Below are 12,410 nucleotides of genomic sequence, written 5' to 3' on the forward strand. Positions count from 1 at the left end.
GCCTTCCAGTAGCCGATTCAGCTCTATCCTAGCCGATCCGCCGGGAGATTCGCCGGAAACCCCTCGCCGCCCGGCGCTATGCTGGGGGCAACCGGGGAGGCTCGCATGGCGGGGCTGATCGAAGGGTTGCCGTCGGGCCTGCGTGGCGACTATGCCGGATTGGGTGCCGACCTCACCCTGGCGCAGGATATGGCGGGCTACGCCCCGGCCGACCACGCGACCTGGCGCAGCCTCTATGCCCGGCAGGCGGCGCTGCTGCCCTGCCACGCCGCCGCCGCCTTCCGCGAGGGCCTGGACCGCCTCCCCTTCGCCGCCGGCATCCCGGACTTCGCCCGCTGTTCCGCCCTGCTGCGGGCCGCCACCGGCTGGGTGCTGGTCGCAGTTCCAGGGCTGATCCCCGATGCCGCCTTCTTCGGCCACCTCGCCGCCCGGCGCTTTCCCGTCACCCGCTGGATCCGCCGGCGGGAGGAACTCGACTACATCGTCGAGCCCGATGTCTTCCACGACGCCTTCGGCCACGTGCCGCTGCTGACGCAGCCGGATTTCGCCGATTTCCTGCAGGCCTATGGCGCCATGGGCGAGACCGCGGCGCGGATCGGGGCCCTGAAGCCCCTCGCCCGGCTTTATTGGCACATGGTCGAGTTCGGCCTGATCCGGGAGGGGGGCGCGATCCGCGCCTATGGCGCCGGCATCCTCTCCTCCGTCGCCGAGACGCGGCATGCGACCGAGGGCGATGCGCCGCGCCGGCTGCGCTTCGACCCGCGGCGGGTGCTGCGCAGCGACTACCGCATCGATTCGGTGCAGCCGACCTACTTCGGCATCGGCGGCTATGCCGAGCTCTTTGCCACCATGCCGGCGCTGCCCGCGCTCCTGGCCGAGGCGCGCGACGCCGCGCCCATTCCGCCCGGCGCCGCGGCGCCGGGCGACCAACCGCTCTGAGGAGACATCGCATGGACATCCCTCCCGACCGCACCCCGCTCGCCGGCGTCATCTCGGAGGCCAATCCGATGGGAACCGACGGCTTCGAGTTCGTCGAATTCACCGGGCCCGACCTGCCGGGGCTGGAGGATCTCTTCACCCGCCTCGGCTTCCGCGCCGTGGCGCGGCACCGCAGCAAGCAGGTGGCGCTGTGGCGCCAGGGCGACGTGAATTTCATCCTGAACGCGGAGCCCGAGAGCTTCGCCCAGGCCTTCCAGAAAGTGCACGGGCCTTCCGCCTGCGCCATGGCCTTCCGCGTCGCCGACGCCGCCAAGGCCTATGAGCGCGCCATCGCGCTGGGCGCCAGGCCGGTCACCGGCAAGGTCGGGCCGATGGAGCTGAACATCCCGGCAATCGAGGGAATCGGCGGCTCGCTGCTGTATTTCGTCGACCGCTACGGGGCGCGCGGCAGCATCTACGACGTCGACTTCCGCTGGCTGGAGGGGGCTGACCCGCATCCGGCCGGGAATGGCCTGACGGTCATCGATCACCTCACGCACAACGTCCTGCGCGGCCGGATGGACGTGTGGTGGGCCTTCTACGAGAAGCTCTTCAATTTCCGCGAGATCCGCTACTTCGACATCGAAGGCAAGCTGACCGGGCTGAAGTCCCGGGCGCTGACCTCGCCCTGCGGCCAGATCCGCATCCCGATCAACGAGAGCAGCGACGACCGCTCGCAGATCGAGGAATACCTGCGGGCCTACAACGGCGAGGGCATCCAGCACATCGCCCTCGGCACCACCGACATCTTCGCCAGCGTCGAGGGCATGCGGGGGGCCGGCGTCGCCTTCATGGATACGCCGGAGACCTACTACGAGCTGCTGCCGACGCGGATGCCCGACCTCGACGCCGCGGAGATCGACCGGCTGCGGCGCAACCGCATCCTGACCGATGGCGCGCCGACGCCCGAGGGCGGCCGTCTGCTGCAGATCTTCACCGGCACGGTCATCGGCCCGATCTTCTTCGAGCTGATCCAGCGCAAGGGCGACCAGGGCTTCGGCGAGGGCAATTTCCGCGCCCTGTTCGAGAGCATCGAGCTCGATCAGATCAGGCGCGGGGTCCTCGCCGCCGGGTAGCGGCTTCGTCCAGCAGTGCCTGGGCCCGCCGCTCCGCCCCTTGCGCGGCGGCGGCCTGGCGCGCCTCACGCAGGGCGTCCAGCCCGCGCTCGGCCGCCCGTGCCTCCGCCAGCACGGCCTGGGCGGTGGCGGCCCCGGCGCGGGCCAGGCCATGGGCGATGCCGGCCCGGTCGCGCTCGGCCAGGCCGCGGCGCAGCCAGGCGGCGTAATCCGCCGGCGCGGCCGCGACTGTCTCGGCCTGCAGCCGGGCGCTGGCCTCCGCCACCCGCGCCTCGGCCGCGCCAAGCCGGTGGAAGGCCTCGCCGAGCCGCCGCTTGGCCTCGGTGGTCTCGAGCCGGCGCAGCCGCGCCAGGGCCCCGAGCGGATCACGCGCCACCGGGGTCCTCCATGGCGTCGGCCAGGGCGGCGAAGGCGCCGGCCACGGTGTCCCGTTCGCCCTTGGCCTGGGTCAGCATGGCCTCGATCCGCGGTGCGAGGCGGATCGCCTCATCCACCGCCGGATCGGCGCCGGCGCGGTAGGCGCCGAGCCGGACCAAATCCGCCATGTCGGCATGCAGCGCAAGGATGGCGCGGGCGCGGCGCATCAGCCCGGCCTCGGCCGGCGCCAGGCAGCCCGGCACGGTGCGGGAGAGGCTGCGCAGCACGTCCATCGCGGGGTAGCGGCCACGCTCGCCGATGGCGCGGTCCAGCACCACATGCCCATCGAGGATGCCGCGCACCGCATCCGCGACCGGCTCGTCATGGTCGTCGCCCTCGACCAGCACGGTGAAGAGGCCGGTGATGGCCCCCGCGCATCCCTCGGTCCGGGGGCCGGCCCGTTCCAGCAGCCGCGGCAGCTCGGCGAAGACGCCGGGGGTATAGCCACGCGTGGTCGGCGGCTCGCCGGCCGCCAGACCGATCTCCCGCAGCGCCATGGCATAGCGGGTGACGCTGTCCATCAGCAGCAGCACCTGCTTGCCAGCATCCGCGAAGTGCTCGGCGATGGCCATGGCGGCATGGGCCGCCTCCCGCCGCAGCAGGGGAGGGCTGTCGGAGGTGGCGCAGACCACCACGCTGCGGGCGAGGCCGTCCGGGCCCAGGTCGTCCTCGATGAATTCCCGCAGCTCCCGCCCCCTTTCGCCGACCAGGGCGAGCACCACCACGTCGCAGTCGGCCCCGGCCGCCAGCATGGCCAGAAGGGTCGACTTGCCGATGCCGGAGGCGGCGAAGAGCCCGAGGCGCTGGCCGCGGCGGCAGGTGGCGAAGGCATCCAGCGCCCTGACGCCGAGGTCGAGCCGCGGCCCCAGCCGGGCGCGCCGCCCGGCATCCGGCGGCGGCGCCCGGAGCGCCCGGGGCCTCGGCCCGGGGCGCAGGGGCCCCTGCCCGTCCATCGGCTGCCCCATCGGGTCCACCACCCGGCCCAGCCAGCTGTCGTCCACCGCAAGACAGGGCGGCGGGGCGAGGACCGCGGGCATGCCGGGGGCGATGCCGTCCAGCGGGCCGAAGGCCAGCGCCGTGGCTTGGCCGGCCTGGAAGCCGACCACTTCGACCGGCAAGGACGGCCGGCCCGATGCCTCCAGCCGCAGCCTGGCACCGACCTGCAACCATGGCGCGAGCGCCTCCAGCGACAGCCCCAGTCCCGTGGCGGCAGCCACCCGCCCCTGGAGACTGATGGCGGGCAGGCGGCGGAGGGCGGCCGTTGCCGTCACAAGTGTGCTAAGCGCATGATTCATCGGGTTTATTGGTCCTGCCCTGCTCCGGTTAGCCTCGAATTTACGGATTGTCTCGTAAATTGATACGTCTCAATGGTGAATATGCTCTTCACTGTGCGCGCAGAAGTGGTATCTCTATACACGTTAAAGGTGTAGGAGACCGCAACATGCGCGTTCTGCTGGTTGAAGATGACCTGACCGCCGCCCGTGGCATCGTTGCCATGCTGAAGGCCTCCGCCATGGTGGTGGATGCCGTCGACACCGGGGAGGAGGCGCTGGAGATGGTCCGCCTCTACGACTACGACATCGTCGTTCTCGACCTCGTCCTGCCGGACATGGAGGGCTACGAAGTCGTGCGCCGGCTGCGCGCCGGCCGGGTCGAGACGCCGGTGCTGATCCTCTCGGGGCTGGTCCGGCCGCAGGCCAAGGTGAAGGGCTTCGGCGTCGGCGCCGATGACTTCCTCACCAAGCCCTTCGACAGCCAGGAACTGCTGGCCCGCATCCATGCCGTGGTCCGCCGCGCCAAGGGCTTCTCCCAGCCCAGCCTCTCGGTCGGCCCGCTGACCCTGAACCTCGGCTCCCGCGAGGTGACGGTGGATGGCCATCCGATCCATCTGACCGGCAAGGAGTATGCGATCCTCGAGCTGCTCACCCTCCGCAAGGGCATGGTCCTCACCAAGGAGGCCTTCCTCAACCACCTCTACGGCGGGATGGATGAGCCTGAGGTGAAGATCATCGACGTCTTCATCTGCAAGCTGCGCAAGAAGCTGGCCCAGGCCGGCGCGGACAGCCTGATCGGCACCGTCTGGGGCCGCGGCTATGTCCTGCGCGACCCAGATACCCGGCTGACCGCCGGCTTCGCCCCGCCCCGCCCCGTGGCGGCGCCGGCCCCCGCCCTGCCGCTGGCCCGCGAGGTCGCCTGACCGCAGGTGCCGCCGGGGCCCGGCCGGGCCCCGGTTGCCTGGCCGCGTCACCCTTCGGACTCAACGGAGGCCCGGCGGAGCTGCTCCGCCGGGCCTCCGTTGCTTCCGGCGCCCCGCCGGTGCCGCCTAGCCCGCCAGGGCCGCCTCGCGCGGCCGGCCATAGGCGCCGCGTTCGCCGGCGAGCGGCGCCAGCCGGTCGGTCAGGCCCAATACCGTCTCCGCCCCACCGAGGTAGAGCACCCCATCCGGCAGCAGCTGCGCCGCCAGCGCGTTGAGCACCCGCGTCTTGGTCGGGGCATCGAAGTAGATCAGCACGTTGCGGCAGAAGATCACGTCGAAGCGGCCGAAGCCCCGCAGGTCGCCCAGCAGGGTGCCCCGCTCGAAACGGGCCATCGCCCGCAGCTCGGGCGAGACCCGCCAGCGCCCGCTCTCCTGCCGGAAATGCTTGACCAGGAGCCGCGCCGGCATCCCCCGCTGGACCTCGAACTGGGTGAAATACCCCTCGCGCGCCCGGGCGACGACGCTGTCGGCGATATCCGTGCCGATGATCTCGACCCGCCTGCCCTCCAGGTTCAGCTCCTGCACGAGCATGGCGATCGAATAGGCCTCCTGCCCGGTCGAGCAGGCCGCCGACCAGATCCGCAGCAGCGATCCGGGCGCCCGGGCCCGCGCCAGCACGGGCAGCGCCTGGCGCAGGTGGTCGAACGGCTTGCCGTCGCGGAAGAAGCTGCTTTCGTTGGTGGTCAGCGCCTCGGTCACCGCATCCGCCAGGGCGCTGGAGCGCGGGTCGCGCAGCTTCAGCGCCAGCGCATCCAGGCTTGCCAGGCCATCCCGCTTCAGCAGCGGTCCGAGCCGGGTCTCCAGCATGTAGCCCTTGTCGGAGGTCAGTACCAAGCCGGATCGGGATTTCACCACACCGGCGATGAAGGCGAAGCTTTCCGGCGTCATGCCATCACTCCCTGGCTCGTCATGTAAGGGCCGGCGGCGCCGGGGCGGGCACCGGCGGCTGTCAGCAACTGCTCGGCCAGGCCTTCCGGCGGCAGCAGCGCCCTGGCCAGGCCCGCCCGGGCCACTGCGCCGGGCATGCCCCAGACGACGGAGCTCGCCTCATCCTGCGCGAGCACGGTGCCACCCGCTGCGGCGACCGCCTGGCAGCCGAGCAGCCCGTCCTGGCCCATGCCGGTCATGATCACCGCCAGCAGCGCCCCGCCGCAGGCCGCCGAGAGGCTGCGCAGCATGGGGTCTACGGCCGGGCGGCAGAAATTCTCGGGCGGCCCCCCGTTCAGGCGTGCCGTCAGGGCACCGCCCGGGCCGGTATCCACCAGCAGGTGCCGGTCACCCGGGGCGAGGTAGAGCGCGCCGGGCCGCAGCGTCTCGCCGTCCTGCGCCTCGGCGCAGCCTGGCCCGCCGAGGCGGTTGAGGTGGTCCGCCAGCATGGCGGTGAAGCCGGCCGGCATGTGCTGCACCACCACCAGCGGCACCTGCAGCGGCCGGGTCAGCCCCCGCAGCAGGGTGGTCAGAGCCTGCGGCCCGCCGGTCGAACAGCCGATGCCGATGGCGCGGAGGCCGCGGAGCGGCGCGCCGGCAGCGGACCGCGGCGCCGCCCGGGCCACGCCCAGGGCCGCCGCCGGCACCGCCGTGACGCCGGCCTGACCCAAAGCCGCCTTGCGGCCGACCCGGGCCCAGCCCTTCACCTTGGCCAGCAGCTCGGCCCGGAAGGCCGGATCCGCCAGGCCGCCGCCGGCCGCGCCGGGCTTCGGCAGGTAATCCGCCGCCCCCGCGCGCAAGGCCGCCATGGTGGCGCTGGCGCCCTTCTGGGTCAGGGCGCTGGCGACGATGACCGCGGGCCGCGGCTCTTGCCTGAGCAGGAGCGGCAGCGCGGTCATGCCATCCATCACCGGCATCTCCAGGTCCAGCAGCACCACCTGCGGCCGACCGGCCATGGGCATCGAGGCGAAGGCGGCCACCGCCTGCTGCCCATCCCCGACGCGGGAGACCACCCTGATGCCGGGGTCCGCCTCCAGCGCCCGGGCCAGGGCGGACCGCACCGTCGGGCTGTCGTCGCAGAGCATCACCCGCACCGGCTCCGGCACGGGGGCCGGTGGCGGATGCGCCGGTCGCGTGGAGCTCACGCGGCCTCGTCCCGCAGCAGCCCGACCTGGACGAATTTGTCCCGCAGGATGCCCTCGTCGAAGGGCTTCATGACGTATTCCTGAGCACCGGCACCCAGCGCCTCGACGATCTTCTCCATCGCGGCCTCGGTGGTGCAGAGCACCACGATGGGATGGTCCGGGCCGAATTCCGCACGCGCCGCGCGCAGGAATTCCAGCCCGTCCATGACCGGCATGTTCCAGTCCAGCAGCACGACCTGCGGCATGCTGGACCGGCAGGCGGTCAGGGCTTCCGCGCCGTCGCCCGCCTCGGCGACCGTGAAGCCCAGCTTCTCCAGGATCCGCCGTGCCGCCTTGCGGACGGTACGGCTGTCGTCCACCACCAGGCAGGTTGCAGGGCTTTCGCCGGTCATTCCACGCTCTCCCTCTCAGCTTGGGTCCGGCACCGGTCAGCCAATGGCCAGGATCCGTTCGACATCGATGACGATCAGCAGCCGCTCACCGACGCGATGGACGCCGCGCGAGACCTCCCGCCACATGGCGTCGAGCGTGACCGGATTGGCCGCGCGATCCGCCAGCGGCAGCGGCAGCACCTCGCCGACCTGGTCGGCCAGCAGGCTGTAGAGCTCGCCCTCCCGCTCGACGACGATGCTCATGGCGCCGCGCTGGCCCTCGGCGCGCGGCGGCAGGCCGAGCCGGCACCGCAGGTCGATGGCGGTGACGATGCGGCCGCGCAGGTTCAGGCTGCCGGCCACCTCCGCCGGCGCCAGCGGAATGCGGGTGATGGCCTGCACGCCCAGCACGTCGCGGATCGCCAGCACCGGCACGCCGCAAAGCTGGTCGGCGACCGTCAGGGTCAGGTAGATCTCCTCGGCCGCATCGGCGGGCGCCGCGTTGCCCCGGGCCAGGTGGCCAGCAGGCGAGCCGTCGCTCAGGGTGCTCTGGGTCTGCATGTCTGGCGCTCCTCAGCCGGCGACCGCCGCGTCCAGGCATTGCCGGAGGCTGTCCAGCAAGGCGGCGCGATCGAATTTGGCGACGTAATCGGTGAAGCCGGCGGCACGGCCGAGCTCGACGTCGGCCGGCTCGGCCCGGCCGCTGAGGGCGATCAGCGGCAGGTCGCGCCAGGGGCCACCCTCCCGCAGGGTGCGGGCGAAGGCGAAGCCATCCATCCCCGGCATCACGATGTCGGAGACCACGGCATCGAAGCCGGCCCCCGCATCGCGCAGCCGCAGCGCTTCCTCGGCATCCGCCACCGCGGTCACGACGAAGCCGGCCGCGCCGATGGCGGGCACGACGAGGTTGCGGAAGAAGGCGCTGTCCTCCACGACCAGGATGCGGCGGGCCGGGCCCTTGCTGCCCTCGGCGCCAGCGCCGAACCAGTCCTCGCCGGCCTGGCGCAGCCACCAGGCGGTGTCGAGCATCTCGGTGACCTTGCCGGCGATCACGGTCGTACCGAGGAAGCCGGGGCGCTCGCCGGCGCCGTCGATGACCATCTTCTCCTCGATCACGTCCAGGATCTCGTCAACCATCAGCCCCATGGCGCGGTCGCCGTCGGAAAAGACCAGCACCGGCTGGCGCTCCGGCGCCATGGACTGGTCCCAGTGGCCGGCGATGGGCACCAGCGGCATCAGCTTGCCGCGATACTGCACTAGCGGCCGGCCGCCGGCATTCTCGATCCGGTCGCGCTCCACGTCCTCGAGCCGGGCGATGAGGCCGAGCGGCACCGCCTTCGGGGTGGTGTCGCCGGCGCGGAACAGGAGCATCGCCGTCTGCTGGTCCGAGCGATGCGTCACCACCATGCGGCCGCCGTCGCGCTCATTCTCCCCCTCCCCGCTCTCGGCGCCGACGCCGGTGGCGCGGGCGATGCCGTTGGGGTCTAGGATCATGATGACGCTGCCGTCGCCGAGGATGGTGTTGCCGCTGAACATGGTGACATGGCGCAGGATCGGCGCGACCGGCTTCACCACGATCTCCTCGGTGTCGAAGACCCGATCGACGATGATGCCGAAGACATGCGCGCCGACCTGGGTGACGACGACGAAGGCGCTGTCCTCGTTGGCTCGGGAGTCGAGCTGCAGCAGGCCGGCCAGGTTGACCAGCGGCAGCAGGCGGTCGCGCAGCCGCAGCACCGCGCTGTCCTTGATCCGCTCGAGCTGCGGGGCCCCTTCCCCGCCGACCCGGACCAGCTCGACCACGCCGATCTGCGGGATGGCGAAGCGCTCGCCGCCGGCCTCGACGATCAGCGCCGAGACGATCGCCAGGGTGAGCGGAATCTTCACCACGAAGGTCGTGCCGCGCCCCTCCTTCGAGCGGACCTCGATGGTGCCGCCGATGCGCTCCATGTTGGTCTTGACCACGTCCATGCCGACGCCCCGGCCGGAAACCGCGGTGACGGCGGCGGCGGTGGAGAAGCCGGCGCGGAAGATGAAGCGCTGCACCTCGCGCTCCGGCATGGCGGCCAGCTCGGCCTCGGTGGCGAGGCCTTGCGCCAGCACCTTCTGGCGGATCCGGTCCACGTTCAGCCCGCGCCCGTCGTCGCCGATCTCGATGATGATGTGCCCGCCCTCGTGCGAGGCATTCAGCAGGATGCGCCCGGTCTCCGGCTTGCCGGCGGCCGCCCGCTGCTCCGGCGTCTCCAGCCCGTGATCGGCCGAGTTGCGGACCATGTGCGTCAGCGGATCCTTGATCAGCTCGAGCACCTGCCGATCCAGCTCGGTCTCGGCGCCGCGCATCTGCAGCTCGATCTTCTTGCCGAGTTCGACACCGAGGTCGCGCACCAGCCGTGGCAGCTTGGCCCAGGCGTTGCCGATCGGCTGCATGCGGGTCTTCATCACCCCCTCCTGGAGATCGGAGGTGATGTGCGACAGCCGCTGCAGCGGCACCGCGAAGGCGCTGTCGGCACCGTTGCGGGAAAGCTGGAGGAGTTGGTTGCGGGTCAGCACCAGTTCCGAAACCAGCATCATCAGCCCCTCGAGCACCTCGACGGTGACGCGGATGGTCTGCGGCGGGGCATTGCCGCCGCCGGAGGCTTCGGCGTCGGCGGCCGGGACCGCCTTCGGCGGTGCCGAGGCGGGCGGCGGCGCGACCGGCGGCGCGGCGGCCACGACGACCTCTGCCGCCTCGGCCGCCGGCGGGCTGGGTGGTGCCGCCGCGGCCGCTTCGGCCGCAGCCGGGGGCGCGGCCGGCGGGGCGTCCTCACCGGAGGCGACGGCATCCAGCGAGGCGATCAGGGCGGCGTCGCTGCCGGCCGGCTCGGCACCGGTCGCCTCCAGCCCGGCGACGATCCCGCGGATGCAGTCCAGTGCCGCCAGGATCAGCGAGATCCCCCCCTGGGTGACCCGCAGCGTGCCGTCGCGGTAGCGGCCCAGCACGCTCTCGCCGGCATGCGCCACCGCTTCCATGCGGGTCAGCCCCAGGAAGCCGAAGGTGCCCTTGATGGTATGGACGATGCGGAACACCTCGGAGAGGGTTGCCACGTCGTCGGGCGATCGCTCCAGCCGGACCAGCGCGGCGTCCAGCGCGCCGAGGCCTTCTTGGGTTTCGGTCAAGAAATCGGCGAGCAGATCGTCCATTGCGGTCCTCGGGGCGGTATCCGGCGGAGCATGCCCCCGCAGGCCCGAAGATTCGGTAAACCCCGGCCAGCCGCCTCAGGCGGCGCCCAGCAGCAAGGGCTGCGGCCCGGGACCGGGGCCGAGGGAGGCCCGCCATCCCAGCTCGGCCAGCATCGCCAGCAGCAGCGGCGCCACCACCTGCCGCGGCCCCGCCGCCAGCCCTTCCTCCGCCGCGGCACCCGCCAGCAGCCGCAGCAGCAGCGGCGGCCAGGACACCGTGCCGGCCCCCGGCGCCGGGGCGCGATGCGGCTGCGGCAGCACCACCAGCCCGGCCTCGGCGGTGCCGGACAGGACGACGGTGCCGCCCCGCGGCAACGCCTCGGCCCCCAGCAAGGCCGCGTTCAACGCCACCGGCACGATGGCGGCGGGGAGCAGGGTGCCCGGAGCCAGCCCGTCCAGGTCGAAGCGCACCCGGGGGGAAGCCGGCGAGCCCAGCAGCATGTCGGCCAGCTCGGCGGCGTCGTGCTCGGCGGTGGGCCCGCCCCAGGCGGCGGCGCAGAGCCGCAGCCGCTGGCGGAGCGCCACGCCGGTCTCCCGCGCCATGACCATCATCTCGTCGTCGGCCGACCGGACCAGGTCCAGCGTGCCCGTAAGCCCCCCGACCGCCCCCCCGAGGTCATGGCAAAGCCTGGCGCAGAGGATGCGGGCAAGGCGGGTGTCCGGGCTGAAGCTCATCGCTGGGTTCCTGTCGACAGCCCCGCAGGCTACCCTGCCGGCGTTAGCGAAGCGTTGTCCGGCCGCATCTGCAAGGGAGCCCATGCCGAGCCTTCTGGAACCTGGGATGCGGGTGCGCCACCCGAGCCTGCCCGACTGGGGCGTCGGCCAGATTCAGTCCGTGGTCGGCGACCGGGTGACGGTGAATTTCGAGCATGCCGGCAAGGTGCTGATCAATGCCGCGATCATCGACCTGGAGCCGATCGATGACGCCGAAGCCTGAACGGGCGCAGGGGGGTTGCGGAACAGGGGGGGTGCGGTCCAAATGAGAACGCTCCTGTTCGCAGTGTTGAAGGGTTCCGCCGCATGATCGATCCGTTCGGCCGACGGATCAGCTACCTCCGCGTCTCCGTCACGGACCGCTGCGACCTCCGCTGCGTCTACTGCATGGCGGAGGACATGACCTTCCTGCCCAAGCGGGAGGTCCTGACGCTCGAGGAGCTGGACCGGCTATGCGGCACGTTCATCGGCCTGGGCGTGGAAAAAATCCGCCTGACCGGCGGCGAGCCCCTGGTGCGGCGCAACGTGATCGGCCTGGTCCGCAGCCTCGGCGCGCGGATCGGGGCCGGTGGGCTGAAGGAGCTCACCATCACCACCAACGGCACCCAGCTGACCAAGCTGGCCGATGACCTCTACGGCGCCGGCGTCCGCCGCATCAACGTCTCGATGGATACCCTCGACCCGGCCGTGTTCAAGTCCGTGACCCGCTGGGGCGAGCTGGACAAGACCATGGAGGGCATCTTCGCCGCCAAGGCCGCCGGCCTCGCGGTGAAGATCAACGCCGTGGCGCTGAAGGGCGTGAACGAGGGCGAGTACGACCGCATGATCGCCTGGTGCGGCGAGCACGGGCTGGACCTCACGCTGATCGAGACCATGCCGCTGGGCGAGATCAGCGGCGACCGCACCGACCAGTACCTGCCGCTCTCCATCGTCCGGTCGCGGCTGCGCGAGCACTGGACGCTCGAGGAAACCGACTACCGGACCGGCGGCCCCGCCCGCTACTTCACGGTGAAGGAAACCGGCCGGCGGCTCGGCTTCATCACGCCGATGACCCATAATTTCTGCGAGACCTGCAACCGGGTGCGGCTGACCTGCACCGGCACGCTGTACATGTGCCTGGGCCAGGAGGATGCCGCCGACCTCAGGGCGCCGCTGCGGGACCCGGCGGTCGGCGATGACGGCCTGCGGGCGGCGATCGAGCAGGCCATGCTGCGCAAGCCGAAGGGGCACGACTTCATCATCGACCGCCGGGAGGCCAAGCCGGCCCTGGCCCGCCACATGAGCGTCACGGGGGGCTGATGGGCCT

The 12,410-nt window shown here is 72.0% G+C and carries 13 protein-coding genes; 5 read left to right on the top strand and 8 right to left on the bottom strand.

Going from position 1 to position 12,410, the window contains the following annotated elements:
• Nucleotides 1-105: 105 nt before the first annotated feature.
• A complete protein-coding gene (gene phhA, locus QWZ14_RS22040) occupies nt 106-939 on the top strand; it encodes a phenylalanine 4-monooxygenase (RefSeq protein WP_290319073.1) in 834 nt (277 codons plus the stop codon).
• Nucleotides 940-950: 11 nt separating this feature from the next.
• Nucleotides 951-2,054: a 4-hydroxyphenylpyruvate dioxygenase gene (gene hppD, locus QWZ14_RS22045; RefSeq protein ID WP_290319074.1), complete on the top strand. Its 1,104-nt coding sequence runs from the start codon at nt 951-953 to the stop codon at nt 2,052-2,054.
• Here the strand turns inward: hppD and QWZ14_RS22050 are convergent.
• Nucleotides 2,026-2,430 (bottom strand): hypothetical protein, encoded by a 405-nt coding sequence (locus QWZ14_RS22050; RefSeq protein WP_290319075.1) that lies wholly within the window; start codon nt 2,428-2,430, stop codon nt 2,026-2,028. The genes hppD and QWZ14_RS22050 overlap by 29 nt on opposite strands.
• On the bottom strand, nt 2,420-3,766 hold the full coding sequence (locus QWZ14_RS22055) for a FliI/YscN family ATPase (protein WP_290319076.1): 1,347 nt from the start codon (nt 3,764-3,766) through the stop codon (nt 2,420-2,422). The genes QWZ14_RS22050 and QWZ14_RS22055 overlap by 11 nt, the downstream gene beginning before the upstream one ends.
• 146 nt (nt 3,767-3,912) lie before the next feature.
• Between QWZ14_RS22055 and ctrA the strand changes: the two genes are divergently transcribed.
• Nucleotides 3,913-4,668 carry a response regulator transcription factor CtrA gene (gene ctrA, locus QWZ14_RS22060; RefSeq protein ID WP_290319077.1) on the top strand — a complete coding sequence of 252 codons (756 nt, stop codon included), beginning with the start codon at nt 3,913-3,915 and terminating at the stop codon, nt 4,666-4,668.
• 126 nt (nt 4,669-4,794) lie between these two features.
• Here ctrA and QWZ14_RS22065 read toward each other — a convergent pair whose 3' ends face one another.
• The 6 genes from QWZ14_RS22065 to QWZ14_RS22090 all read right to left on the bottom strand — a co-directional run bounded on the left by QWZ14_RS22065 (nt 4,795) and on the right by QWZ14_RS22090 (nt 11,065).
• The gene (locus QWZ14_RS22065; RefSeq protein ID WP_290319078.1) at nt 4,795-5,616 is read right to left on the bottom strand and encodes a CheR family methyltransferase; all 822 of its coding nucleotides are present in this window, start codon (nt 5,614-5,616) and stop codon (nt 4,795-4,797) included.
• Nucleotides 5,613-6,800, bottom strand: coding sequence for a chemotaxis-specific protein-glutamate methyltransferase CheB (gene cheB, locus QWZ14_RS22070; RefSeq protein WP_353959329.1), 1,188 nt, complete (start codon nt 6,798-6,800; stop codon nt 5,613-5,615). Before cheB ends, QWZ14_RS22065 begins: the two co-directional genes overlap by 4 nt.
• Nucleotides 6,797-7,192, bottom strand: coding sequence for a response regulator (locus tag QWZ14_RS22075; RefSeq protein ID WP_290319079.1), 396 nt, complete (start codon nt 7,190-7,192; stop codon nt 6,797-6,799). Before QWZ14_RS22075 ends, cheB begins: the two co-directional genes overlap by 4 nt.
• Before the next feature lie 36 nt (nt 7,193-7,228).
• Nucleotides 7,229-7,732, bottom strand: coding sequence for a chemotaxis protein CheW (locus tag QWZ14_RS22080; RefSeq protein ID WP_290319080.1), 504 nt, complete (start codon nt 7,730-7,732; stop codon nt 7,229-7,231).
• A 12-nt stretch (nt 7,733-7,744) separates the two neighbouring features.
• A complete protein-coding gene (locus QWZ14_RS22085; RefSeq protein WP_290319081.1) occupies nt 7,745-10,351 on the bottom strand; it encodes a hybrid sensor histidine kinase/response regulator in 2,607 nt (868 codons plus the stop codon).
• 75 nt (nt 10,352-10,426) lie between these two features.
• Complete coding sequence (locus QWZ14_RS22090; RefSeq protein WP_290319082.1) at nt 10,427-11,065, bottom strand: histidine phosphotransferase family protein; 639 nt, start codon at nt 11,063-11,065, stop codon at nt 10,427-10,429.
• 82 nt (nt 11,066-11,147) lie between these two features.
• On the opposite strand from QWZ14_RS22090, the gene QWZ14_RS22095 reads away from it, so the two are divergent.
• Nucleotides 11,148-11,327, top strand: a complete 180-nt coding sequence (locus tag QWZ14_RS22095; protein WP_290319084.1) for a DUF3553 domain-containing protein — start codon at nt 11,148-11,150, stop codon at nt 11,325-11,327.
• A gap of 83 nt (nt 11,328-11,410) precedes the next feature.
• Nucleotides 11,411-12,403, top strand: a complete 993-nt coding sequence (gene moaA, locus QWZ14_RS22100; RefSeq protein WP_290319085.1) for a GTP 3',8-cyclase MoaA — start codon at nt 11,411-11,413, stop codon at nt 12,401-12,403.
• Nucleotides 12,404-12,410: the final 7 nt, after the last annotated feature.

Origin of the sequence: Paeniroseomonas aquatica (genome assembly GCF_030409335.1) — a bacterium.
Lineage (GTDB): Bacteria > Pseudomonadota > Alphaproteobacteria > Acetobacterales > Acetobacteraceae > Belnapia > Belnapia aquatica.